Genomic DNA, 23979 nt, shown 5'->3' with positions numbered 1-23979 from the left:
ATACCCTTTATAATCGCAGACGCTCCGTACAAATGAATCACGGAAGTCATGTCCTACTGATCCTCATCATAACCTGTACTATACAGAGTGCACAAGGCAATCCTGCATAGCACTCCTTATGATTATTCTTTTGCTTCTTAAAACTATTAGGAGGGCAGCCATGAAATCACATGTCCGAACAATGCAGATCGCTTTCACTTATATCGGCACCATTGTAGGAGCCGGATTCGCCACCGGTCAAGAAATATTAAAATTCTTCACTCGTTACGGACACTGGGCAGTCCTGACCATCCTGCTCTCTACTATACTATTCATATGGCTGGGTACAAAAATGATGGTCATCGCTCGGCGCATAGAAGCAGAATCTTATGAGGACTTTAACCGTCATCTCTTTGGTGACCAAGTCGGAAGCACCATCAGTTTGTTCACGATGGTCATCCTGATCGGTGTCAACAGTATTATGCTTGCAGGGGCTGGAGCTATTTTTCAAGAGCATCTTGGATTTCATTATCAAACAGGGTTAATACTAACGTTGGTTGGTTCTTATTTTCTGCTTAAGCGGGGGATTTCCGGTATTCTGCAAATGAACAGTCTGATTGTCCCGCTAATGCTTACGCTATCACTCATCATTATTTTTAATACGTTTCAAATTCCAGGAGCAGAAAGATTCCTATTCCTAGAAAATGATCGATCTATCTTTGGCGCTTGGATGTCGCCGCTGCTCTACACCGCCTTCAATCTAGGTATGGCTCAAGCCGTATTAGTTCCGATGGCTCGTCACACAGATGAAGAAAAATCTCTGGTCTGGGGCGGTATTATAGGTGGTGCCGGGATCGGCTTTATGTTGATCGCCGCGCATTTCGCGATGAGCTCACAGATGCCTGGGATTCTCCAATTTGAAATCCCTATGGGTAACATTGCCATCCGGCTGGGCACTGTAGTGCAAACTATATATTTGCTGCTGATTTTTCTGGAGATCTTCAGCACTTTTGTTGCCGACATTTATGGCGTTACCATGCAGCTAAAACAACGAATTCCCGTTAAACCCACATTGATTACACCGATTCTGATGTTGGTCTGTTATTTACTGAGCCAATTTGGCTTTAGCTCTCTTCTCTCCGTGTTCTACCCGATCTTCGGAGCTTTATCGCTGGTCTGGGCTGTCATGCTGCTACGAACGCCATGGTCTATTCCACCACGTATCGATTCCTCATCGGGTTCGAGTGGAAAAGGGAACAGCCTTGTATCCATAAAACCAGTTACACGGAAATAACTGCTGCTGTTGGAATGATTCGCGCTGCCGCTTCCGCCACATGCTTGTGACAAGTCATCATTACAATCTGGCGGGAGATTGACAGTTCACCAAGCAGTGAAAGAGCAGCATGAAGACGAGCTTCATCAAAGTTGACGAATAGGTCATCGAACAGCAATGGCAGCGATACTTGCCGAGACATCGTCTCTGCCAGTGCCAAGCGGATGGAAAGGTACAGCTGTTCTGCCGTCCCGCGGCTAAGCAGTCCGCTGTCGATTAGTCCAGCATTTTTATGTTCAGCTTTTAGCTCTTTATGGCCCAGAGTCATCACAACTCTCTTGTATTCCCCTTCCGTCAGCTTGGAGAAATAGTCGGATGCAAGCAATAGTACCTGCGGCTGCTTCTCCTGTTCATAAATACGGCGGGTTCTTCCAATTAATTCGGCTGTTAATGCTGCTACCGCATATTTATCAGCCACAATTCGCAGAGCGGCTCTCTGCTCTTCCAATTGCTGAATTACGGAGTCCTCCATACAACGCTCTTTCAAGTACTCCCTTTCCTGAAGCAGCTTCCCTCGTTGCTCCAGCAGGGTGTTCCACATTTCTTCCTCCCGTTCAGCCAGCTCTTCAGCTGCTATCCGTTCTTTTTGAAGTGCTGAGGCATCATGATGATCTAATACTACCTGTAGGGCGGCAACTCGCTCATCCTCCCAGCCTCCAAACATAGCTAACTCCCACTGACGAATGGATTTATTCAGCTCACTATGCCGCTGTACAGCAGCCGACCTTCGTAAGAAGTCCTCCCCGCTTATTGCTCCGCCTTCATGCAACAGGTGTTCACGCTGTTCTCTAAGTTCACCTAATACTCTATGGCCTTCCTTAAGCTCCTCCAGAAGCTCCTGTAACCGTGACTGAATACTTTCCCGGCGAACCAAGTCCTTTTTCAGTTCATCCCAAGCTCTTTTTCGAAGTTCCAGCCAGCTCAGTAAAGTTAGTGCAGATCTTCGTTGTCCATCCTGCGCGTCCATATCAAAGCTAGTTGCCGCTACGCCAGACTCGTGTAAAGGATCAGTACCTGATTCATAAATGAGAGCAAGCAGCTCCTCCTCGAACAAGTTGCACTCTGCTTCAAGCTGCTTTAGTCGCAAAGAAAGCTTATTCTCTTGGCGCAGCAGTTCGTTCCCCTGTTCCACCATTGCAAAGATATCCGGCAGCCCTTCCGGGGACAACCCTTCAGGCAATCTGCGCTCACGCAGCCACTCTTCATATTGCTCAGCCGTTTGCGTGAAAGCCGTCTCTGCTCGGGTCATTTCTTCCGCGAGCAGCTTCTCTTGGCCTGCCAGCGTCTCCAGCTCCGTGCGGCAGGCATCCCGCTCGGCGGCATAGCGTTCAATGCGCTGCCGCCAAGCTGACCAAGCCTCCATGAGCCTGCGAAGCTCCCTCATGGAGGCTTCCAGCCCGCCTGCGTCAGGGCTGGACCCCGGGGCGGCCGACCGCCGCCCCGGCATGGCGCTCTCCGGCTCCGCCCCGGAGAGCAGCTGCCCCCGCAGCCGCAGCATCTCAGCTGCGGCTGTGCCCACGTCCCCGCCATGCCCTGGCGGGGACGCTTCCAGCCGGCGCGCTCCGCTGAGGCCGGCCCAAAGGGCCAGATCGGCCGCGCCAAGCAGGCCGATCGCGAGCACTGCGCTGGCCGGCGGAGCACCGGTCAGCCACAGCGCTGTGGGCAGCAGCACAGTTAGTGCTGCCCCAGCCCACAGCAGGCGCCGGTAGAGCGCGGCCATGCGCTGCGCGCTAGGGCCGTCACTTCCGGCGCCGGGGGCGCGCTGCGGCCCCTCGCTGAGCTGCGCTTCGCGCCAGCGCTCGGCCGCCTGCTGCAGCTCGTCCCACAGCTGCAGCACTTCACGGGCGCTGCGCGGAGCCAGCTGCGCAAAAGATTCGGCGCCGGTAGCGTGCTCACGCGCCAACGCCCGTTCTGCTGCCTGCAGCGAAGCTGAGGCAGCGGCCAAGCGGGATCGCAGCGTCTGCCGCGCTGCGCCCTCCGCCTCCATGCGGCGATCATAACTCGCGAACGCCGCCGCAAACCTCCGTGCAGCTTCACGATCTGCCGCTGCACCCGCAAATGCAGTCAGCTCTGCCGCGCTCCAGCTGACATCAATGCCTCGCAGAATTCGCTGCAAATGCTCATTCAGCGCGGTCAATTCACCTTCTAGCCGCTGTCTTTCTACTCGCAGATTTTCATAGCTGCTCCGATGGCGATCCAGCCGCTCCAGGGCAGGCCCCTGCGCTATTAACAACGCATCCGGTGGATTCTGCGCCAGCTCATCCGTAAGCTCACTTTGCAGACGTTCATAACGAGTTACTGCTCCTAGAGCATTTCGAATTTCACCTTCAAGTGCCTGATAGCGAATCGCTCCATCTTCAGGAAAGGTTGTAATCACTAGTAGGTCTTGCAGCTCGAGCTGCGCATCGCTCCATTTTAACCACAATTCACGAACATCTTGAGCTTTGCGAAGCATCACAAGCTTGTCTCCAGTAAGCTTACGTTGTTGTTCCAATTGATCCAGCTCAGATTCCATAACCTTTATTGCTGCTATATTACCGTTATAACGTGGAAGATAAGAGCGGCTCTCCGCCATCTGGCGCTCTAGTTTCTCAATAGCCTGAACGATTTTAGCAGCTTCCTGCAGTTTACCCCGAGGTTTATATAGCTTCTCAGCTTCCTGTACCAATCGGCGTTCCGCCCGCATGATCGTTCCACCGCCGCCCATCCCTGCATGAAAGAGAAAGCTGCTCATCTCTTCTGATTGAAGCGCAGCAAGCTCCTGCAGTTCATCGAGAGAGACCGCGAACAATTGATGGAACATGCTTCGAGAGATGCCACCAAGCAAAAGACGCTCCATTTCAGCTTGTCCTAGCTCTTGCGTCGTTCCATTCGGATGATTAACCGCGATGTTCAGCTTCTCATTTCTTCCTGAGCCCTCACCACCAGAGGTATGGCGACGAATGGTCCATAGACCACCATTCATATCACGCGCCTTCAGTATTCCCCCATGCAAACCGCCTTGCATAGGTTCATACCTCTCCGTAGGGTTACCACGACTTGGAATTCCAAATAGCATGGAGCGAATAAACTGCAACGTCGTGCTTTTTCCTGCTTCATTACGTCCATAGAGTATGGTAACGCCTTCCGATAGATCAATCTCTCGGTTATGCAAACGTCCGAAGCCATGGATCTGCAAATGTTCAATTCTCATCTTCTGGAGCACCCTCCATTCCACCGAGCATTGTGATTCCCTGTTCCGCTGCACTACGAAGCCAATTTAACTTCTCCTCTTGACTTGTCACCGAGAGCAGCTGTCGCAGCTCCTGATTCTCCATGAGCGGCTTAAGCGCACTGTTTATTAATTCTTCAAGCGCTTCTGCTGAATGTTCCGTACGATCTGTAATTCGCAGCATTTCTCCAAGAAAGCTATCCTCCTCTAATAACCGTTCACGGTCAATAGCTAACCCGGACTCTACAGCGAATCCTTCCACCCAGACAAGTCCTTTATAATCTTTACGCTCAGCCCGAACCGCCTCACGGCGCTGGAGTTCAGACAGCAGATCCTCTGCCGCACCTTTTTCAGCTAATACTTTATGTACGTCCCCGCGTCCGATCAGACGAAATCTAACCACTGACATCAGCTCCGGGAGTTCCTCCCTGATTTCGTCAATCACCTGCTCCACCCTTTGTATCCATTCTGCTTCATGACTTAATCCCTCAATGGATAGATCCCGTACCTGCCAGCGAACATAATCAAGCTCATGAAACCGGAGCGCAATACTTCCAGCCTCATCAACATCCACAACATAGCAACCCTTTGGTCCGGTTTCCTTAATACTGCGTCCCTGTATATTACCTGGGTACACAATTGCTGGTTTCTCATGCAATATACTGCGTTTATGGATATGCCCAAGCGCCCAATAATCAAAACCCCGTTCGATAAGATCCCTACGGCTACAAGGAGAATATATCTCGTGCACCAAATCACCATCTACATTTCCATGCAGCATAGCAATATGAAACAGACGGCTGCCAGGCTTTCGAGAAAAGGTCAGTGCTGTGTTGTCAGTAACTTTCGCAGTCGGATAAGAGATTCCACTAACAATAGCTACTTCTTGACCATCTTTACGACGATGAGCAGTGACATGATCTGGCTTCTCCCCTCCGAACACGGTAACATGCTTTGGCAATTCCGTTGCCAGACGCAATCCATCAAGTGGATCATGGTTACCATGGATCAGAAACACTTGAATCCCGTGCTGGCCAAGTTCCTTGAGCGCTTCTTGAAATCGCAGCTGACCCTGTAAGGAAGCATCTGAAACATCATACACATCTCCACTGATGACAATAAAATCAACTTCCTCTTGGATCGCAACGCGGACAAGCCGCCCTAGGGCGGCGAAGGTTGACTCGCGTAAATAAGAACGAATGGCTGGCGAAATATACGCCAGCCCGGCAAAACGGCTATCCAAATGTAAGTCAGCAGCATGTAGAAATCGAAATGGAATCATAGCTGCTCACCCTTTCGTTCCTGAGGGATACTGTAAGTATGTCTTTTTAAGTTCATTAGCGACACGAGTCAGCGAATACAAGCTTTTCGCTTTATCCCAAGCTGAACGAGAAAGCTCATAACGATAAGCCGGATCGGATATCACCTTCTCTAAAGCATCAGCAAGTGCAATTTCATCATCAGGATTGACGAGCAGACCATTCACACCATCTTCAATTTGCTCCGGTATCCCGCCAACATTCGTCCCAACTAAAGCCAAGCAGCTAAGCGCCGCTTCTGCAAACACCGATCCGAAGGCCTCTGCCCGTGATGGCAGCACGAAAATATCAAAGAAAGGCATGAATTCTTCCGGATGGAGCGTATATCCATAAAAAATCGTTTCATTATAAATTCCTAATTGTTTAGCCATATTTTCCAAATCCGCACGGGAAGGTCCATCGCCGATAATATGCAGTACATATTCATGGCCGCGATTTTTAAGCTCAGCACAGGCTTTGAGTAACGTGTCAATTCCTTTGGCTGGAACCAGACGTGTCACAGTCACAAGCTGGGGTATAGCGTTGTCATGCGGGACTGGCTTAAACCTTTTTTCATCAAAACCATTCGGGATTACTCCTATATTAGAAGGATCTTGAATATATGGCGCCACATACTCTGCAAAAGCTTGAGACACGGTCATTAACTGATCACTTACATGCTCAAGTTCGCGGTAAAGCGAAACTAGAAACTGATGCTCCAGACCACCATCAGAAATAGCTCCATTCAGTATCAGCTCTCGCTCATAACTGGAATGTAAGGTTTGAATTAACGGAGTATTTGGAAATACTTTTTTCATTGCTAAACCAGCAATTGGATGATGGGAATGGATAAGATCATATGTCTTGCTCATTCGTAATTTAGTCCACCATAGATAATCACGATAGGTCTGAATATATTTCTGAACGATTTGACTTTCCCCAAACTGGGTCCAATCAAAGGTCTCGAATATGACTTCTTCATGTCCCTTGTTGCGAATCCGCTTAGGTAACCAAAACAAATCCATCTCCCAGCGGCTTGAACGGAACCTTTCCTGAAGATAAGGGATCATCGATGATACACCACCGGGTTGCTCCGGCGGGAAGAAGAGCGCTTGCAGCAAATTCATATGGTACATCCCCTTTACAATTGCCTTACGTACAGTAAGACTTGGCAATTATGATATAGTTGTGTATATGTAGAATTTCAGGTACGATTACGTTCCCCATACCTTGATTTTATCGGTATAAACATGAAACAGCAACTAAGAAAAAGGAGAATGATCTATGAAGGAAGAACAGCTGCCTGCCTCTTACACCGCATATATACAAGAAATGCTGGGGCAAGAGGCAAATGCTTTTCTAGAAAGTTATTCAGCACCACGAACGCAGGGACTTCGCTTTAATCCATTAAAAAGTATCTCAGATTCAGGTCAAGTCGCAGTAGAACGCACAGTCTCACAGTTTGATCTGAAACCTATCCCATGGTGCCCTGATGGTTATTATTATGAAGAGCCCGCTCGACCAGGCAGACACCCATACCATGCTGCCGGACTATATTATATTCAGGAGCCTTCCGCAATGTCCGCAGCTGAACTGCTGGCACCTAATCCCGGTGAAACCGTCCTCGACCTTGCAGCAGCTCCTGGGGGTAAAACTACGCATATCGCTGGTTTAATGCAAGGACAAGGCCTCTTAATTTCTAATGAGATCCATCCAGAGCGCGCAAAAATTCTTGCAGAGAACGTAGAACGTTTAGGTATTAAGAATACCCTCGTAACCTGTGCAGCGCCAGAGCAGCTGTCTTCGCGCTTTCCACTTGCTTTTGACCGAATTATGCTGGATGCTCCTTGCTCAGGAGAAGGCATGTTTCGAAAAGATCCAAATGCCGTTCAAGAGTGGTCTCCTGACCATGTGGTTATGTGTGCGGCGAGACAATGGGACATCCTGCAAGACGCCTACCTTATGCTTAAGCCTGGGGGGACTCTAGCCTACTCTACTTGCACCTTTAACCGTCAAGAAAATGAGGAGATCATTGCCCGATTGACGGATCGTTACCCCGATATGGAATTAATCACCCACAAGCGCCTTTGGCCACATTTAGAAAAAGGCGAAGGCCACTTTGTTGCACTCCTATGTAAGCACAGTGTCACCGAAAACGACGTTAACGATGACGCCAAACGCAGCACCAAAAAGCGTCGAAGCAAAAGCAACCCAAAAATAAATTCTTCCGTTCGCGATGCATACCAGTTATTCCAAGACTGGGCTTCGTTAGAGCTTCCTGGTTTCTCATATCAAGGCGTCCCTCTGCTGTTCGGAGAATCCCTATATTTACTACCTGAATCCTTTAGCGGCAACCTCCATACGGGGCTGCTGGATGGTCTTCGTATTCCGCGAGCCGGGCTACATATTGCCCATTTAAAGAAAAATCGGATTGAACCTGCTCACGCCCTCGCGATGGCGATTCAGCACACAGATGTAACACGTAGTTTTGATCTCAGTAGCGCGGGGATGGAAATACATGCTTGGCTCCGGGGCGAAAGCTTACCTGTGCCGGTGGAATTACATGGATGGACACTAGTAACTTTAGATGGATTGCCGATAAGTTGGGGCAAAGCAAGCGCTGGCCAACTTAAGAATCACCTTCCAAAAGGACTGCGCATCCTAAAAGCCCATATTGACGAGCAATAGGCCATAGACCAGTTCATCCAGTCCACTTTGGCATATGATGTCATTATCTCAGAAAGCTGCGACATCCGCCGCAGCAATGGGAATAAGACATACGTTAAGGAGGAATATATCATGGGTGAATTTCATGGAGGAGCCTTCACTTCAACTGGTGCGATCTTGGTACTCTTTATCTTGCTCGTAATCATTTCCCGTTCATTGTTCGTTTAATACCAATCCGGCTAAATAGACGGTGAAATTAAAGCGGCTGTGTCGTCCTTTTTGGGGCGGTGCGGCCGCTTTATTTCTTTCCAACATAACATTTCCATCTGCTGTTCTCGTGAATATTTACCGTTTGAAAGCCAGCTTTCCGAAATAAATGATCTATCTCTTCGTTCTTTGTGTATTGTTTCATGTGATAATTAATTTTATAGACCTCAGAAATAATGACAAACGTTCCGCCTGCCTTCAGCACCCTATACACTTCACTTATATCATGTTCAAGATCAGGCCAGAAATAATGCGTCTGAATAGCCGTGATCGTCCCAAAAAAAATTTCGTTAAACGGTAGCGCCGATACGTCTCCCTGACTGATCTTCACCCTACCTGCGGCAACAGCCTTGTTGTTTTTTTGAATGGATGTCTCCACAGCTTGCTGGGAATAATCTACGCCGTAGATTTCCTGATGCTTATGTTGTTTTACAAGCGTATGTATAGTTTGACCACCACCACAACCTATGTCCAAAATAGGGGCATTGTTCATCATTTCTATTTTTGAGAGCCCCCACGCTGTTATGCTGGTATGTGCCTGGTTCATGATTTTGATCATAATATTCCCCACGAATCCTCTCGGGTTCTTGGCTTGATCGATCAGCGTATTCAATAATCCCATATTTTTAATCTCCTATTAACGATTTCGAATCAATAAATTGCCGACTTCTAATTCCTTTTTGGAGTACTCGTCATTTCTGCAATCGAGCAGCACTTCAACTCTGTAAGTCTCAGCGTCCACACAACAGATCCTCTGGGAGCCTAAAGAAATAGTAATCATTCCATCTTGAACAACAACGTCAGTGAATATGTCTTTAAGCAATTTTTTATCCTTTTGAGTCCATGCTCCAAATATATTTACTTGTGAGATACCTTGAATATTTTGGTCTCTACTGTTTGGAACCATATATTGCTGCATAAAAGCTAGGCTTTTCTCGTCATTCATTTGTTGTAAAAAGAATTGAAAAGGCACTCCTTCAAATTTCGGTATGTATGAATTTTTCCATGGCATCGTTCTAGTTAACAGATTAAAAAACCAACGGAACCGCAAAGGTTCTGGTGTTGAAGCTTCAATATTTCGACTTGAAAGCTCCTTATATACAGCATCTATATCTTCTACATCCAAGGCAAAGCCTATAAGACCCCGATGTCCACCCAGATAATCCTCCGTCCAACTTTTCAGCCAACCTCCACCATCCTTTTTCTTAATTCGAACCCATTCAAAATATTCATTTCCGATCCATATATTTGATACTTTAAACCCCCTTGTACCCTTTCCCCACTTCGGCTCATATGGAAGACCAAGCGTTTGGACTGCCTTAACAAACGTTTGGTCTTCGTGTACATTACGATCCACATTTACAACTAGATGATCAATTTTCACTCATGCACCACCTTATTAATTTGCCATACCAGCAGCCTGATCACTTGATATATGTTCCGTAAGATTTTCAGTTGTAACTACCCACTTAGCTACGTGATATTCTATTTTATGAATACTAGTATATGAAGTCGTTTATATAGCCATCGATCGTATCCCTCCCCAAAAAGATTGTTATACACATTTCAAGAAAACATCCTTTTAATCCTCCATTTTTGCTAAATAATCCTATTCGGCAATAAAAAAAGCTACCGATTGATCGGAAGCCTTTTTAGCTGAACCTAGTGATTGTTTGCATTAAACTTCATCATCGCTTGTTGCTGAAGTTGATCCCAATGGGGTGTCGCAATGTTTGCTTGCTGCTTCAAACTATCGAATGAATCAAACAAAGCTGCTATTTCGCTGAAAGAACCGTCTACTAATTTCATGAACGGTAATTTATGAATTATTTTCAGACCATAATACACACCCTGTTTGTGTTTTCGAACAAAGTTAACTTGACCTGCTGGAGTGATAGTATACCCTAGTTTCTCCATAATTTGAAATCCCTCATCCATTACTGAGATGGCTTGTTTTAACAGCTTCTCATCTTTAGACACCTTTTTCAAATCCCCGTCGTGAAGATAACTAAGAGAGTTCAAAGCCACTATAGGCACGATATGACTTTTAAGCCAAGCATTCATATCCTCATGATAAGTTAGCTTATACTTTACATTTTTAAAGGTATTTTCCAGTACAGGCTTGATTGGAATCTCACCATCTAGACTGCCAAGTACCATTTGCCCTCCAGCCCTTATGTTGATGACCCGACCGCTCGCCTCACGAATGCCTCCACTAAGCTGAAACCCGAAGAGTATATTTTTTCTCATACTGCTCATATCCTGAAGATCCTTTTTCATGCCATGGGCATCGCCGTTATTCCCCACAAGAATTATATTCTGACTCTGATTCTTAGCTAGAATAGGTAATACAGCTGGAAAATCATTGTATTTCATAACAACAAAAATAAGATCATAGCGATCATCCGGTCGAAGCTCTGAGATGACTTTCACAGCATCTACAGTGTTTTTGTATTGAAAATAATGGCGAAGAACAAGTCCGTCTTTCGTCAACTGCTCCGCACGCTTCCCTCTGGCAAGCACTGTGACATCGTTCCCCCCACGCACTAGAACATGCGCAAGGTAGCTGCCTAAAACTCCCGCTCCAAAAACTAATACTCTCATGTTTAACTCCTCTATCCCTTTTTAGACATTTGTTGAATTTCGATCAACTGTTCGATAAAATCAGATTATCACATCTCCGGTAGGGTTCAATCGTTAGTTTGATCGGTTTTGTTGATTTTTCAACAGAAACCAATACATTGTTTAATAAAAGGGAGTATTACCATGGATAGAAGAATTAAAAAAAACCAAACAGCCATCATGAATGCATTAATTCAACTGATGGCTGAAAAAGATTTTGAGAAAATAACGATCAACGAAATCGCAGAGCGTGCTGATGTAAACCGCGGAACAGTTTATTCCCATTATGCGGATAAATACGATCTGATGGATAAATGCCTGGAGGCTCAGCTCCAACAACTAATTGAAAGTTGCTCCGCAGTGGAGGATGTAACCGAACCCAATCCCTCTAAAACGTCATTACTCCGCACGCTGGAACAATTGGAGGAGAATGCTCTCTTTTATAAGACTTTATTAAGAAATAAAGCTCTGGTCTCCTTTAGAAACCAATTACAAGAAATGATAAATGAGCAGATCAAGGTACAATTTTTAGAAAACAATTTTAATCTAGATGAGCTGAGTAAAGATATATCTGTGCAATTCTTAAGTTCGGCGACTGTCGGAGTGATTGAATGGTGGTTTACCCATAGTAATCCTTGTTCTGCAAAAGAGATCACTGAAAAGTTATGGTCCATGCTCGATCTAAATCTGCAGATGATCCGTTCTCAAGCTTGAATATGTTCTCCCATATCCATCTCATAAATGGAGCTGATAATCTTTTCAATAGGAATCTCCTTAATGGAAATATCAAGGATCTCTACCTTTTCGCTAAGAATATGTAGAAACTCGCCCATTTTACATTGCCCGGTATCGATCATTAATTCCACTTCGTAATCCGATATTCTTTCCGATAGCAGAGTCCCGGGCAGATCAATCTCACCAATAGTTGTGGCAGCAGAAAGCCTGACTACCTTTTTCGCACCCAGATGAAGTCGAAGTTCAGAGAACTTATCGTCATATACTTTTTTACCTTGATGAATAATAAGTACTCTTTGAACCAAACGTTCCACATCTTCCAAGTCATGTGTCGTTAGAATAAATGTGGTGCCTTCCTGATTCATTTGCTTAATGAATTCTCTGATTCTTTGTTTAGCTATAACATCCAGCCCGATCGTCGGCTCATCCAAAAAAACCACTGGCGGAGAATGAAGCATTGCCATAATAAACTCGCATTTCATTCGTTCTCCCAGTGAAAGGGTGCGCGTGGGCTTAGTGATAATATCGCCGATCTCAAACATGTTAACAAATCGATCTAGTCTTGTACGAAAGTCGTTTGTAGGAATATCATAAATTTCCTTGTTCATATAAAAGCTATCCAAAGGGGGAATGTCCCATATTAATTGCGATTTCTGTCCAAATAAGACCCCGATTTGTTTAACATATTGATTTTTCTGCTTATGAGGGTTGTATCCTAGAACATTTATTTCTCCCGATGTAGGGTAGAGAACGCCTGTCAGCATTTTAATAGTCGTAGATTTCCCCGCACCATTTGGACCCAAAATGCCAATGATCTCTCCTTTTCCAACACTGAACGAAAGATCTTCTACAGAGGTGATAATCGATTTTTCACGGTGAAACAGACTTTTAAATACGCTTTTAGCATCTTGTCCACGGTGATACGTTTCATATTGCTTATTTAAATTCTTGACGGTAATAATGTCCAATGTAATTCTCCTTCATACAAATTCATCCTCCGGCACTTTTGTAACTACGAAGCATGTACGTATAGAGCCAAATTCCGAAGGCAGCAAATAACACACAAGGGATAATCGCTATAAAAAAATAGGCTTCCCATCGTCCAATCAGAGTAGATGCTGGAAAGTAAGCAATCATGGAAACCGGAAAAAGAAAAGAACTTACGGCTACGACTGCTTTAGGGAAAATCGTCCCTGGATAACGCCCAAAAGACTTAATGCTCTCAAACATCTCCGGCAAGCGGGAATTCGCTACCCATTTGAAGGAAATTGCTGCCACAATAAGCGCCACGCCGAACATAACAAGCAGCCCTGCGCCAAACAACAACAGGAACAATAACCAAGAGCCGATGGTCATCCCATCGATTCCGCTAAGTGCGTATACGAACATGACTACTCCTCCACCTAAAAGCCCGATACTTTCGAACTCAAAAGATCTGGCCAACAGCAGAAAAAGGCTCGAGGTTGGTTTAATTAATACCACTTCCAAAGTCCCTTCTACTACATGAGACATTGTATTCCACATAATTCCGTTAAAAAAAATCCCGGCACAAGCCGTAGACAAAATGAAAACAGATTGAATTAACAGCGCCTCTTTAAAGGTCCATCCTTCAAATGAAGCATTCGAATTATAAATGAATACCGTTACTAGAGGAAACAACACATTCCCTATAAGCATGATAAGACTATTAAGAATAAAATTAACACGATAAGTGATAGCAGAAGCTATATTCGCCTTCATACAAGTTTTGTATATTAAAAACATACGTTTCATGCGCCCACCCCCGTAAAATGCTTAAGCGACACCGCATACAACACCCGGCAGACTATTCCGGCAATCATAACGGCTATAAGCTGCAGCAACAAAACTTGAGGAATAGGTAAGGTTATATCAGCTAAAGTATAGCTACCTGTATAGACCATTGCAGGAAGAAAGGTCGTATACTGAAACGGTAAGAAAAAGGACGCCATTTGTAAGGATTTTGGAAAAAAGACTAATGGAATCAGCGATCCTGAGAATATCCCCTCGCAAAGACTAAAAAAGTTACGAATACTAGAGGACTGCACCATCCAAAAGGCGACCATTCCAATACTATAATGGATAAAAAAATTCATCATAAAAGCCATTGCTATCGAAAGAATTGCATAAAGTAAATTTGCAGGCAAAACATCAATATGAAAAACAAAAAAGAAAATCATAAAGCAGGGTATAAATTCAAATAGAAGTCCAAGTACCCTATGCCCCGCCTTCTGAGACAACGCATAGAACATATGATTCATCGGTCTTAAAGAGAACGTAATGAACTTCCCCGTGCGGATGAGCATTTGTAAATTCCAATCGGCAAAATCCATGGTCAAATAGTTAATCAGCATCGTGGCACAAAAATAAGAGAGCATATGGGAAAGTGACATTCCGTTAATAGAAGATTCCCCACTATAAACAGCGCTCCATATATAATACTGCACCAAAAAATACACAGGACCTACAAAAATAGAAACCATCGAATGCGTCCTGTACGCACTCCATTCCTTATAAGTAACAAAAGCAACCGCTCTCATAAGGCGAAAGCGGTGCTTTATCAGCTCAAACATAAGTCACATCCTGCCTATCTGTAGATATTTCATAAAAAATAGCAAACTTCTTATTCGAGTCCGGACCAGATCACATTATGTGTGCCAAAAACGCCTCTACCATCCCATATCCCTTTATGCCAAGGGAGATACCAAGCGGCAACCATCTTTTCTATAGGGTCAATGAACAAGGCACATGCTCCTGCCCCTTCGTGAAAATAAGTGCCTTCAGAGTAAGAAGTACTTACATTAAATCGAAGGTCCGGCCCAAGTCCGTACGGACGATCCGATCCTCCATCTCCCCATGCGTAGTTTGGAATTTTCTCAGTATTGAACCGCTTGGTCATTCTTTGAACAGCCATACGACTTAAGATATGACCACCTTCGTATTCCCCTTGGTTAAGCAACATGATTCCGAACTTTTGTATATCAGTAACTGTTGAATATAAACCCCCACCAGTTCCGGGAAGCTTGATTTCTTCTTCAGACCTTTGTTCCTCATCCGTAAATTCCCCGTTTTGCAGCTTCTGAAGATATTCCTTGGCCCCTTCCGAACGAATGGCGATCCTACTCGCTTTCTCTGGCGGTATAACAAAGAAGGTATCTTTCATGCCTAACGGATTTACAATGTTGTCCATTATGTATTCTTCTGCAAAAACACCCGTTATTTTCTCGATAATTGCACCCAAGATCACATATCCGAACGATGAATACATCCATTGCGTCCCTACTGGAAAATGAAGCCCATAGGAAAGCCCAGCTTGGATCCAGTTTTCTTTTCCAACCTCAGATTCATAAATATACCACCAAGCACTTTTATAGTAAGTATCACTAATAGTGCCATGATCAGGTGCAATGCCGGAGGTATGAGTCAGTAAATGGGCAATTGTAATCGGCTTAAAAGGATCCGCATCAAACTCCGGTAGAATAGAACTAACAGGCTGCCCCATAAAAATCTTACCATTATCCGCAAGCTGCCAGATCGCCGTCGCCGTAAACAGCTTTGTAATTGAAGCAATGCGGAAAATTGTATCCGTTTTCATTTCTTGGGTGCTGTCTTCTTCGTAACTGAAACGTCCCCCGGCACCATTAGCAAATATTTTCCCATAACGACTTAGAGAATAAATATAACCATCAGCTACTTTCTTATCACAGAGATCCCCATAAAAATGATTAAGTGCCTCTAAGCGATCCTCCCTGTAATTCACTTCGTGCAGCTTACTAAGCTCTGTGGATGATAACATTGTTCACACTCCCCTAATATTAAATAAAAACACAATAAATTCTCATAAATGTAAATATACACCTAACTCATAATACCTTGTCAATGTAATAGTTACAACATGATATTTCACGTACTTATAAATTAATTCAGTTTATTAATTACATAAATAGCATGCGCTAAAACCCTAATAAATGGAAGGTCAATTATATATTTAACTATTTTTTACTGATCTCACTTCCGGTAGCCACTGTCAAGAATCGAGCAAAAAGCGCTGCTCTATTGAACAGCGCTTTTTACTCGATATGAAATGCCTTTATTATTCTAGTTCGGCCGGCTTTACAATGGCTGTACCTTTGTTATTCTTGGAATATTTAGCTTCAATTTTCGTGGTGTATGTATCTTTTTCTCCGTCACTGGTCAGCACATAACTCAGATCGACTGTCAGCTTTTCCGTTTGCCAGGTCTTAGTATTGACGAACAATTTCCAAGTTACGCTTTTCGGTTGAACGGTCTCACCATCCCAGAGATTCTCCTGGTCATACAGTGCGATTATTCCCTTAGCTGCTGTCGGATCAGTTATCGTGAACTGTAGGACCGTCTGTGCGCCAACATTGTTGACTTTCATCGATTTTTTATAACTTTTGACCGAATCAAGCATGGAAACAGGATCATATTGACCTTTCGAGTAAAAAGCATTCCACTCCACCTTCTCCAGTCCAAGCCAATACTGTGCATTGGGATCGATGGGCTCCCCGTCATCGTCGTAACCCTCGTCTTCAGATTCATCGATAAGCTCACTTCCGTCTACAAGATAGTAATACTCCTTGTCATTGGCATACAGGCTGTAAGATGTTTTTAAAAGACTGCTATCGACGGTGCCTGCTGCGGCAAAATTCGGCAGACGGTTGATATCCAGCTTCAGTGTGTTGGTGTTGCTGATACGCACCCCTCCGCTTTGAATATCCTGTTTTTTGGTCACATCTAAGTGGAAATTCTTTAGTGCTTTGGAGGCTGCCGTTACTTTGCTGATCATTTGATCCGCAGTGACTGCTGCTGTCGTAGCTGCAGACACAACTTGAGGATTAGACATCCATCCGATCGTTCCGGACAGCAATAAAGCACCCGCTGCCAACCCTGTACCTATTGTTTTAAAAAAACTCTTCATGTACTTCCCCTTTCGGCCCCTTGCGATAATGTAACACCGTATAGGTCGGAATAATAAAAACAGCTCGAAATAGACTACACGTCCTTCAGAACTATCCTTTATGATTCATAAGACATCCCTATGGCGGCCTGGCGATCATTTCCTTCTGTAGAAAGGCTTTAGACCCATGGCTTTGTGTCATCATCTTTCGATGATTTTACCTTTAACGCGGACATTCAATTAGTTTAAATTAGATTAAAGGACGTTTGTCCCTTTGCCAATTTTAGCATGGTCATATTTACCTGTAAACGACTTATCTTCCATTTATCTTTACAATAAAGGTAATAGATTAATTTTTATTCAAATTGCTGTTTTCTCTTTCATCAAAGTACTGGTCTAGGCTGGTGTCAGTATTATAAGTCCAATGACCCTTAACATATTTCAAGTAAATAAGAGCTTCGTATTTATCATTGTCTACCCCTTCATTGTATGTAACATCGCTCCAATCGAGTTTCCCATGGACGACAGCTTCCTTTTCTCCTAGGTAAACGACTCGTTCGTCGGTTAGCAAGTACCTCGATTCAGAATTGGCAAAGTGCCCCTTCATCATACTTTCCCATGTCACCGAACTGAACACAACAGCATTCCATTCTTTAATAATCGAGGGGTCTGTATATTGGGTAGTAAGATCAAGATTTTCGGAGTTATACGCATTGTAATAGGTTCTTAGATCTGCCAATACGGCATTCTGCTCGGTTTGATGATTCTCCATAATAACCGCAGCTTTCTTATCAATATCCGCAGGAAGCTCCATACGATTAAAAATCAAGCTATCATTCGCGATCTTCCACTGTCCTCGTTCATATCGAATATCGAAAAGATACACAGCTTCTCGCTTCAATTCTTCTGTGTTCTTAATGTAAGTTACTTGAAGATTCGCTTCACTAGCAGAAGTGTATTCAATCCGATCTATTGTCACTTTGAAGTCTTTAACTGCGATTTCACTGATTGGTTGATTAGCTTCATAATCATATTCTAGATTCATATAACCTAATTTAAGATTATCAGATGTTAATAAACGGGGACTAAACGTTTCGTAGTATTTCGTAAGTAGTTCTTGAATAGCAGCTTCCTGACCCTCTCCGTACGGTTTCAAGCTCACAGATAGCTTAGATTGATCATAACTAACCGAATATTTCGCTAAGTTACTAACCAAACGAAGAGGAAGATACACTTGTCCATTAAGGACAGGAATCTCTTTATCCAAATAATAAGTCACTCCGTCGTAGTAAATGATAGCCTCACCAGCCCAGAATTCGATTTTGGCACCTCTTATGACCCCTGAGATTTTACGAGTATCAGGATCAAATGATACCTTATAACCCATGGCGGAGAAAAATTGGCGATACGGCACGTACATAACACCAGACTTTAAGATCGGATGAACGCCAGCAACCTTTACATTATTCACAAACAACTGAATAGATTTGTCAGCAGACGCTGTCCCTATAACAAGCGGTGTAGTCATTATCAAGCAAAAGCTCAATAAAAGAACCGCAAACTTTCTAACCATTTAACACATCCTATTCTCAATAATGGCGTAATTTGTTCTACCTGTTTAATTCAACTTCTTCTATATTTCCGTCCCATTCCATGATGACTTTTTTATGAAGGGAAGTGTTTCTATAAATACTATTGAACCTGATTAGCTAAGTCTACTAGATCGGAATCATCCAGTTTGTAATCACCTAACAGATCAAGATTTCCGTTGATATAATAAACAAAGCGGGCCAAGAAACCATCTTTGCTCTCCCACCAAATAGATTGACTGGTCTCATCCTCATCGTAATAAGCCTGTTTTCCGTTTTTTAGTGTATAAGGTTGTTTACCTTGTTCAGATACTTTCTCTGGATCATTTATAACCTTACTTAGAATCAACCTAATTTCCTGTGTGGTCTGCTTGTTTTTATAATGAAAGATATATTGTTGGAGTATATATGGATTATCAAGTTCTATCTTCGTACGAACTTCATTCACTTCAAATGGAAATCTAAACGGCTCAGCGAAATCATAATTCATCGATAGAACCCTATCTTGATTACTACCGCTGCATCCACTTATTAAAATAATCAATATTAATAAAACATAAGAAAAAACACTCTTCATCTCTTCCCTCCTTCGTATTACATAATAAGTAAAAGGCAGCAAATTATTCGGGTACACATACCATCAATTCACCTAAGGATACATCAACCAAATATTGGAATTAACATCTATTATATCAAACAAGTATAGAGATTAAAGGAGAATATGAAACTAGCAAACCAAAGAGTACTAGAATGAATTACCTTCACAACAAAAAAAGCATAAAACAGACTCCCGTCCGCTTTATGCTTTGCACCTAAACTTATTTCACAAATCCAAAAAATCTTAGGATAAACAATATTTTACGAGCGCATCACGCACACCATGCTCGTTGTTCGAACCCGTTACAGCATTCGCTGCCGCTTTTACCTCTACAGGAGAATTATCCATCGCCACACCCATCCCTGCGTAAGTAAGCATAGAAATGTCATTAAAATAATTACCGATGGAGAGAACTTCTTCTTGTGGTATTCCCAGCTTCACAGCAAGATTTTTTAAAGCGTTACCTTTAGAGGATTCCGGATGCATCAAATCAACGAAAAATTCACCACTCCGCAAAATGTTGTATTCAGGGGTCCAAGTACGCCATTCACGCTCAGCTTCGTCAAGGATTTCTGGCTGTGTAAATACAGTAAACTTAACAACCGGCTCACGGAAATCTTCCCAGGCTGGCAGTGTTGCTGGCACAATACGAAAGTGCTCATACATATAATTAGCTTCTTTTGTCAGGTTCTCTACATTATCAACGTACATATCAAAAGCAGTATTCACATCATAATGAATATTGTGTTTACGGCAATAGTCAATATAGGGGTCAAGACCACGTGCATCCATACCGTATTGATGCAATACTTCTCGATCTTTCACACGTACCGTTGCAGCCCCGTTGTGACCTAGTACGTAACCAGACAGCCCCATTTCCTCCATGAAAGGAATCGAGTTCTGTGGACTGCGTCCCGTACACAATACGATTTGACCGCCAAGGCGTGTAACCTCAGCAATAGCTTCTTTATTCTCAGAGCTTAAGTGGTGATCATCATTTAATAGCGTACCGTCCACATCTAGTGCAATCAGTTTGTATCTCATACTCCACCATCCTTGTCTTTCTTTTTCTATATTATCCTTGAGATGATTCTGTGCCTAAGAGTGCCAGTTCCTCTGACGTCAGTTCCCGACAAGCTCCCAGCGGCAGACTTTCATCAAGCTTCAATTCTCCCATAGATACACGTTTCAGAAAAGTGACTTTTTTGCCTACCGCCTGAAACATACGCTTCACCTGATGAAATTTCCCCTCAGTAATGATAAGTGAAATATGGGAAATCACTTTGCTGCCGCGCTCTCTTCCAAGAATGGTTAAGTGTGCAGGCAAAGTAACGTAGCCATCTTCCAGCTCCACCCCTGCTGCAAAAGCCGCGACATCATCCGCGTCTACATCGCCCTCGATGGTTGCCTCGTACGTTTTCGGGACATGCTTACGTGGCGACAGCAATTCATGGGCAAGCTTCCCATCATTAGTGATCAGAAGCAGTCCCACAGTATCCTTATCTAGCCTTCCTACAGGAAACGGTTCAAACTGTGCATATTCATGCTTTAAAAGATCCAAAACTGTCCGATCCCGCTTGTCCTCCGTAGCTGACAGGACACCCGGGGGTTTGTTCATCATAAGATATATGAATTCACGGTAGGTAACAGCCTCTCCCCCTACCTCTATTTTATCGGCATAAGGATCCACATGGTACCCACTATCTTTTACCACTGTCCCGTTCACCAATATTAAGCCTTGTTTAGCTTGTTTACGGATATCACTGCGCGACCCCACTCCAATATGGGACAATACTTTATCTAATCGTTGTTTTTTGGCGGGCTTACCTGATTGGCTCATTGTTACATCCACCTCCAGCCTGCGGGATATTCGTTCTTGAGTATGCCATCCTGCCATTTCCCCCAGCCTGCGCTATAACCGTCAATGCAGACCAGAACGTATCCTTTTTGGGCACTTCCTATTCTAATAGAGAGACGTTCTTGAGCAATCGACAACGTCTCTCCTTTAAGATAGGAAATAGCTTCATGATTCGTACTGGAGAGTGAGACACTTCGGCAGCTTTCTCCCGGATGTAAAGCTGTAGCCATCGGATGACCTGGAATAAATCTGCCGTTACGGATTTGTCCTACATACCATCCCGGACGAATCGTCTTTAATCCATTTAGTCTTTCCTTAGGAAGCGGAGAAATGTACAAATGATCCCCGAACAGAACAGGATATCCTTGAGGTTCCCAGCCAAGCTGATCTCGTACAAAACTCCCATACGCAGCCAAAGCCTGCTCGTCACCTGAAACTTGCCGACCACGGTCAGCGCCACCAGTAGCTTTGTGAGAGGGTTTCCCTTCTTTCCCCCGTCTTCCTTCTGATTTATTGGATGATTTAACATGTGCTGCACTTTTTGGAGTAGTAGTTCTTGCTCTTGCAGATTCGTTTAACTTGACCTCTAAGTGATCACGTTCCTCCATTGAGCGCTTAGTTCCCCCATGTTGCAATACAGCCATGAAATGTCCTTCGCCTTTCACCTTATGCGGCCACAGTCTTGCTGTACCTGAGAGTTCTCCGAAGCCAGGAGCGAATGAGCCTGTACCTCCTACCGCTACCACTGAGAACTGTGGATGTTCAGAAATAAACTCCGCTATAATCTCCTCATTTTCTTCTGTAGCAAAGGTACAGGTGGAATAGACAAGTGTACCTCCCGGTGCCAATGCTGTTGCAGCAGAACGTAAAATATCCCGCTGCATGGAAGCATATTTGGCAGGTGTACCTGAATCCCACTGCTTCACCATGTCTTCATCTTTACGGAACATCCCTTCACCAGAGCAGGGAGCATCAATCAAGATTTTGTCAAAAAATAATGGGAATGCAGCCGCGATATGATCTGGGCTTTCATTCAGTACAACACCATTACGCACTCCATACAGCTCCAGATTTTTGGCTAGGGCTTTAGTCCGTTCCGGATGAAGATCATTACTAACCAGCAATCCTTCCCCTAACAGCTTGGCTGAAATCTGAGTAGATTTTCCTCCAGGTGCGGCACATAAATCAAGTACACGATCACCCGGCTCTACATTTAGCAATTCTACAGGTGCCATCGCACTTGGCTCTTGAATGTAATACAATCCTGCATGGTAGTGAGGATGTTTGCCTGGTCTAGCGCCATTCTCTGTATAAAATCCAGTAGGACACCAAGGAATCGGTTCCAATCCTAAAGTAGAAAGAGCTTTTAAACTCTCCACGGAAATTTTCAATGTGTTAACACGGACGCCTCCGTAAGGAGTTTCCTTATAAGAATTCGCAAATTGATTATAATCTGTTCCCAGCATGTCCATCATACGTTCGCTGAAAGAACTAGGCAATTGTGCCGCCATGATGCCGTCCTCCTGATAGTATTGCAAAAATTTAGGTGTTTAAAGATTCAAGGAACACCCTTACGGGTGTCCCTTATACAATACTCATATATAGAGGATCTTTTACTTACGATGAAAGGATGTCGGTCTCTGAGGACCACGTCGTTGAGGGTTATTCGGTGTGATAGCTACAGCTGCAGTCTCCACTTGGTCGGCTAGACTTGGATCAATAATCTCTATGGTTAGATCGTAATAAGAAAATGGCCGTTCATCATATAATGCTAAGCGCCGAACATAATCTTTCACTTCTTCCACGAGTTTCGCCAGATTAATGCCGAGTGTCACTGCTGGATATTCTTCCAGTTTGGCAGAAGCACCACTCAGCATAATAGCTGCACCGCGAACATTCTGATTGCGAAAATGGTATAACCCTACCGCTACTTGGAGAAGTGCTTTGTACAAAGGATTTCGGTCCTGGGCAAGCCACAGTTCTTCGAGCACCTCGTGACATTCAAAATAATCCCTGTCACGATTAAAGTACACTAGGTATTCCAAGTACAATGGTTCATAAGCCATCCGGTAAACTATCCTTTTTAGCTGCGGAAAGAAGTCCCCGTACATGATCCAGAAGCTCCTTCATTGCTTCCATATCCTGAACCTGCCATATTTCGTTAAAGCGAGCCTGCGTATCTATTGCTTCATTCACCAAATGATAGAAATACAATTGATGAATGGCCTTGAGAATCTGAGTGGTCATATTCGAATTTTCCTCGAATGTCTTCTGTGCTTCCAGAATCTCTTCCCGAATACTGGACATTTCGCTGTCGAGGATCGATGCTGCTTCAGCTGCTGTTTTTAGTCGAACACGCATTTCATCGGGTAGACTTTCCCGATATTTATAGTTCAGGGAATGCTCTATGGTTGCCCAGAAATTCATAGCTAGCGTACGAATTTGGATCTCCGCGAGCACAATTTTCTGGCCAAGCGCTGTCTGCACAGGATATTTAATAATCATATGGAAGCTGCGGTAGCCGCTCTCTTTATAATTAGTGATGTAATCCTTCTCATAGAGTACTTCAAGATCCTTACGGGCCCGGATATATTCGGCCACTCTGCGGATATCCTCCACGAATTGGCACATGATCCGAATTCCTGCAATATCTTCAATCCCCGTCTCCAGATCTTCCATCTTCACATTCAGCCGTTTAGCCTTTTCCAGAATGCTTGACAGCCGCTTTACACGACCAGTTACGAATTCTATCGGCGTGTATTCCTCTCTTTTCTTCAACTCCGAACGCATTGTTTTGAATTTAACTTTCAATTCTTCCACAGTCTGTTCATATGGAAGCAAAAAAGTTCCCCAGTCCCTGCCGTCCATCGCCTTCGTCCTCCT

22 protein-coding genes and 1 riboswitch are annotated in these 23979 nt (G+C 44.1%); of the genes, 4 read left to right on the top strand and 18 right to left on the bottom strand.

Features of this window, described 5'->3' with window-relative positions; genetic code table 11:
• Positions 1 to 160 precede the first annotated feature (160 nt).
• Positions 161 to 1273, top strand: a complete 1113-nt coding sequence (locus ACN6MV_RS10865) for a hypothetical protein (RefSeq protein ID WP_339290320.1) — start codon at positions 161 to 163, stop codon at positions 1271 to 1273.
• Here the strand turns inward: ACN6MV_RS10865 and ACN6MV_RS10860 are convergent.
• Genes ACN6MV_RS10860 through ACN6MV_RS10850 form a run of 3 tightly spaced genes read right to left on the bottom strand, consistent with a single transcriptional unit; the run spans position 1260 to position 6948 of the window.
• The gene (locus tag ACN6MV_RS10860) at positions 1260 to 4505 is read right to left on the bottom strand and encodes an AAA family ATPase (protein ID WP_419886333.1); all 3246 of its coding nucleotides are present in this window, start codon (positions 4503 to 4505) and stop codon (positions 1260 to 1262) included. The two genes, ACN6MV_RS10865 and ACN6MV_RS10860, sit on opposite strands and share 14 nt — an antisense overlap.
• The gene (locus ACN6MV_RS10855; protein WP_419886332.1) at positions 4495 to 5805 is read right to left on the bottom strand and encodes a metallophosphoesterase family protein; all 1311 of its coding nucleotides are present in this window, start codon (positions 5803 to 5805) and stop codon (positions 4495 to 4497) included. The genes ACN6MV_RS10860 and ACN6MV_RS10855 overlap by 11 nt, the downstream gene beginning before the upstream one ends.
• 6 nt (positions 5806 to 5811) lie before the next feature.
• Positions 5812 to 6948, bottom strand: coding sequence for a glycosyltransferase family 4 protein (locus ACN6MV_RS10850; RefSeq protein WP_042126384.1), 1137 nt, complete (start codon positions 6946 to 6948; stop codon positions 5812 to 5814).
• Between the two features lie 157 nt (positions 6949 to 7105).
• Between ACN6MV_RS10850 and ACN6MV_RS10845 the strand changes: the two genes are divergently transcribed.
• Entirely contained in the window at positions 7106 to 8509 is a 1404-nt protein-coding gene (locus ACN6MV_RS10845; protein WP_419886331.1) for an RsmF rRNA methyltransferase first C-terminal domain-containing protein, read from the top strand.
• A gap of 111 nt (positions 8510 to 8620) precedes the next feature.
• Positions 8621 to 8716, top strand: a complete 96-nt coding sequence (locus ACN6MV_RS10840; protein ID WP_197069771.1) for a sporulation protein YjcZ — start codon at positions 8621 to 8623, stop codon at positions 8714 to 8716.
• A 70-nt stretch (positions 8717 to 8786) separates the two neighbouring features.
• Here the strand turns inward: ACN6MV_RS10840 and ACN6MV_RS10835 are convergent, their stop codons facing one another.
• The 3 genes from ACN6MV_RS10835 to ACN6MV_RS10825 all read right to left on the bottom strand — a co-directional run bounded on the left by ACN6MV_RS10835 (position 8787) and on the right by ACN6MV_RS10825 (position 11359).
• Complete coding sequence (locus ACN6MV_RS10835) at positions 8787 to 9377, bottom strand: class I SAM-dependent methyltransferase (protein WP_419886330.1); 591 nt, start codon at positions 9375 to 9377, stop codon at positions 8787 to 8789.
• A gap of 15 nt (positions 9378 to 9392) precedes the next feature.
• Entirely contained in the window at positions 9393 to 10139 is a 747-nt protein-coding gene (locus ACN6MV_RS10830; protein ID WP_419886329.1) for a VOC family protein, read from the bottom strand.
• 278 nt (positions 10140 to 10417) lie between these two features.
• A complete protein-coding gene (locus tag ACN6MV_RS10825) occupies positions 10418 to 11359 on the bottom strand; it encodes a ketopantoate reductase family protein (protein ID WP_419886328.1) in 942 nt (313 codons plus the stop codon).
• Between the two features lie 162 nt (positions 11360 to 11521).
• Between ACN6MV_RS10825 and ACN6MV_RS10820 the strand changes: the two genes are divergently transcribed.
• Complete coding sequence (locus tag ACN6MV_RS10820) at positions 11522 to 12091, top strand: TetR/AcrR family transcriptional regulator (protein WP_375102554.1); 570 nt, start codon at positions 11522 to 11524, stop codon at positions 12089 to 12091.
• Here the strand turns inward: ACN6MV_RS10820 and ACN6MV_RS10815 are convergent.
• The 12 genes from ACN6MV_RS10815 to ACN6MV_RS10760 all read right to left on the bottom strand — a co-directional run bounded on the left by ACN6MV_RS10815 (position 12082) and on the right by ACN6MV_RS10760 (position 23964).
• Complete coding sequence (locus ACN6MV_RS10815; RefSeq protein ID WP_419886327.1) at positions 12082 to 13080, bottom strand: ABC transporter ATP-binding protein; 999 nt, start codon at positions 13078 to 13080, stop codon at positions 12082 to 12084. The genes ACN6MV_RS10820 and ACN6MV_RS10815 overlap by 10 nt on opposite strands.
• Before the next feature lie 22 nt (positions 13081 to 13102).
• Positions 13103 to 13885: an ABC transporter permease gene (locus tag ACN6MV_RS10810; RefSeq protein WP_076119709.1), complete on the bottom strand. Its 783-nt coding sequence runs from the start codon at positions 13883 to 13885 to the stop codon at positions 13103 to 13105.
• Positions 13882 to 14703, bottom strand: coding sequence for an ABC transporter permease (locus ACN6MV_RS10805; protein WP_419886326.1), 822 nt, complete (start codon positions 14701 to 14703; stop codon positions 13882 to 13884). The genes ACN6MV_RS10810 and ACN6MV_RS10805 overlap by 4 nt, the downstream gene beginning before the upstream one ends.
• Before the next feature lie 50 nt (positions 14704 to 14753).
• Positions 14754 to 15926, bottom strand: coding sequence for a serine hydrolase domain-containing protein (locus ACN6MV_RS10800; RefSeq protein ID WP_419886325.1), 1173 nt, complete (start codon positions 15924 to 15926; stop codon positions 14754 to 14756).
• 297 nt (positions 15927 to 16223) lie between these two features.
• Positions 16224 to 17072 (bottom strand): DUF6612 family protein, encoded by an 849-nt coding sequence (locus ACN6MV_RS10795; RefSeq protein ID WP_419886324.1) that lies wholly within the window; start codon positions 17070 to 17072, stop codon positions 16224 to 16226.
• A gap of 119 nt (positions 17073 to 17191) precedes the next feature.
• Positions 17192 to 17283, bottom strand: a riboswitch (cyclic di-GMP riboswitch).
• Positions 17284 to 17400: 117 nt separating this feature from the next.
• Positions 17401 to 18624: a copper amine oxidase N-terminal domain-containing protein gene (locus ACN6MV_RS10790; protein WP_419886323.1), complete on the bottom strand. Its 1224-nt coding sequence runs from the start codon at positions 18622 to 18624 to the stop codon at positions 17401 to 17403.
• Positions 18625 to 18743: 119 nt separating this feature from the next.
• Positions 18744 to 19217, bottom strand: a complete 474-nt coding sequence (locus tag ACN6MV_RS10785; protein WP_042126360.1) for a hypothetical protein — start codon at positions 19215 to 19217, stop codon at positions 18744 to 18746.
• Positions 19218 to 19481: 264 nt separating this feature from the next.
• Positions 19482 to 20282: a Cof-type HAD-IIB family hydrolase gene (locus ACN6MV_RS10780; protein WP_341111905.1), complete on the bottom strand. Its 801-nt coding sequence runs from the start codon at positions 20280 to 20282 to the stop codon at positions 19482 to 19484.
• Positions 20283 to 20313: 31 nt separating this feature from the next.
• Positions 20314 to 21078: a pseudouridine synthase gene (locus ACN6MV_RS10775; RefSeq protein WP_419886322.1), complete on the bottom strand. Its 765-nt coding sequence runs from the start codon at positions 21076 to 21078 to the stop codon at positions 20314 to 20316.
• A gap of 2 nt (positions 21079 to 21080) precedes the next feature.
• Positions 21081 to 22607, bottom strand: coding sequence for an RsmB/NOP family class I SAM-dependent RNA methyltransferase (locus ACN6MV_RS10770; protein ID WP_042126355.1), 1527 nt, complete (start codon positions 22605 to 22607; stop codon positions 21081 to 21083).
• 102 nt (positions 22608 to 22709) lie between these two features.
• On the bottom strand, positions 22710 to 23162 hold the full coding sequence (locus ACN6MV_RS10765) for a DUF309 domain-containing protein (RefSeq protein ID WP_042126352.1): 453 nt from the start codon (positions 23160 to 23162) through the stop codon (positions 22710 to 22712).
• Positions 23152 to 23964, bottom strand: a complete 813-nt coding sequence (locus ACN6MV_RS10760) for a GTP pyrophosphokinase (RefSeq protein WP_042126350.1) — start codon at positions 23962 to 23964, stop codon at positions 23152 to 23154. The genes ACN6MV_RS10765 and ACN6MV_RS10760 overlap by 11 nt, the downstream gene beginning before the upstream one ends.
• Between the last annotated feature and the right edge of the window lie 15 nt (positions 23965 to 23979).

The sequence above is a fragment of the Paenibacillus sp. B-A-8 genome (assembly GCF_048572915.1).
Lineage (GTDB): Bacteria > Bacillota > Bacilli > Paenibacillales > Paenibacillaceae > Paenibacillus_AQ.
Note: the sequence above shows the minus strand (reverse complement) of the source record. Positions and strands in the feature narration are given on the sequence as shown.

What these genes read in the sequence shown, in the direction of transcription:
- ACN6MV_RS10775 (WP_419886322.1), bottom strand. Translation starts at nt 21,078, where the DNA reads ATGAGCCAATCAGGTAAGCCCGCCAAAAAACAACGATTAGATAAAGTA.
- ACN6MV_RS10805 (WP_419886326.1), bottom strand. Translation starts at nt 14,703, where the DNA reads ATGTTTGAGCTGATAAAGCACCGCTTTCGCCTTATGAGAGCGGTTGCT.
- ACN6MV_RS10765 (WP_042126352.1), bottom strand. Translation starts at nt 23,162, where the DNA reads ATGGCTTATGAACCATTGTACTTGGAATACCTAGTGTACTTTAATCGT.
- ACN6MV_RS10800 (WP_419886325.1), bottom strand. Translation starts at nt 15,926, where the DNA reads ATGTTATCATCCACAGAGCTTAGTAAGCTGCACGAAGTGAATTACAGG.
- ACN6MV_RS10860 (WP_419886333.1), bottom strand. Translation starts at nt 4,505, where the DNA reads ATGAGAATTGAACATTTGCAGATCCATGGCTTCGGACGTTTGCATAAC.
- ACN6MV_RS10780 (WP_341111905.1), bottom strand. Translation starts at nt 20,282, where the DNA reads ATGAGATACAAACTGATTGCACTAGATGTGGACGGTACGCTATTAAAT.
- ACN6MV_RS10840 (WP_197069771.1), top strand. Translation starts at nt 8,621, where the DNA reads ATGGGTGAATTTCATGGAGGAGCCTTCACTTCAACTGGTGCGATCTTG.
- ACN6MV_RS10790 (WP_419886323.1), bottom strand. Translation starts at nt 18,624, where the DNA reads ATGGTTAGAAAGTTTGCGGTTCTTTTATTGAGCTTTTGCTTGATAATG.
- ACN6MV_RS10845 (WP_419886331.1), top strand. Translation starts at nt 7,106, where the DNA reads ATGAAGGAAGAACAGCTGCCTGCCTCTTACACCGCATATATACAAGAA.
- ACN6MV_RS10820 (WP_375102554.1), top strand. Translation starts at nt 11,522, where the DNA reads ATGGATAGAAGAATTAAAAAAAACCAAACAGCCATCATGAATGCATTA.
- ACN6MV_RS10810 (WP_076119709.1), bottom strand. Translation starts at nt 13,885, where the DNA reads ATGAAACGTATGTTTTTAATATACAAAACTTGTATGAAGGCGAATATA.
- ACN6MV_RS10855 (WP_419886332.1), bottom strand. Translation starts at nt 5,805, where the DNA reads ATGATTCCATTTCGATTTCTACATGCTGCTGACTTACATTTGGATAGC.
- ACN6MV_RS10770 (WP_042126355.1), bottom strand. Translation starts at nt 22,607, where the DNA reads ATGGCGGCACAATTGCCTAGTTCTTTCAGCGAACGTATGATGGACATG.
- ACN6MV_RS10850 (WP_042126384.1), bottom strand. Translation starts at nt 6,948, where the DNA reads ATGAATTTGCTGCAAGCGCTCTTCTTCCCGCCGGAGCAACCCGGTGGT.
- ACN6MV_RS10795 (WP_419886324.1), bottom strand. Translation starts at nt 17,072, where the DNA reads ATGAAGAGTTTTTTTAAAACAATAGGTACAGGGTTGGCAGCGGGTGCT.
- ACN6MV_RS10785 (WP_042126360.1), bottom strand. Translation starts at nt 19,217, where the DNA reads ATGAAGAGTGTTTTTTCTTATGTTTTATTAATATTGATTATTTTAATA.
- ACN6MV_RS10825 (WP_419886328.1), bottom strand. Translation starts at nt 11,359, where the DNA reads ATGAGAGTATTAGTTTTTGGAGCGGGAGTTTTAGGCAGCTACCTTGCG.
- ACN6MV_RS10835 (WP_419886330.1), bottom strand. Translation starts at nt 9,377, where the DNA reads ATGGGATTATTGAATACGCTGATCGATCAAGCCAAGAACCCGAGAGGA.
- ACN6MV_RS10865 (WP_339290320.1), top strand. Translation starts at nt 161, where the DNA reads ATGAAATCACATGTCCGAACAATGCAGATCGCTTTCACTTATATCGGC.
- ACN6MV_RS10760 (WP_042126350.1), bottom strand. Translation starts at nt 23,964, where the DNA reads ATGGACGGCAGGGACTGGGGAACTTTTTTGCTTCCATATGAACAGACT.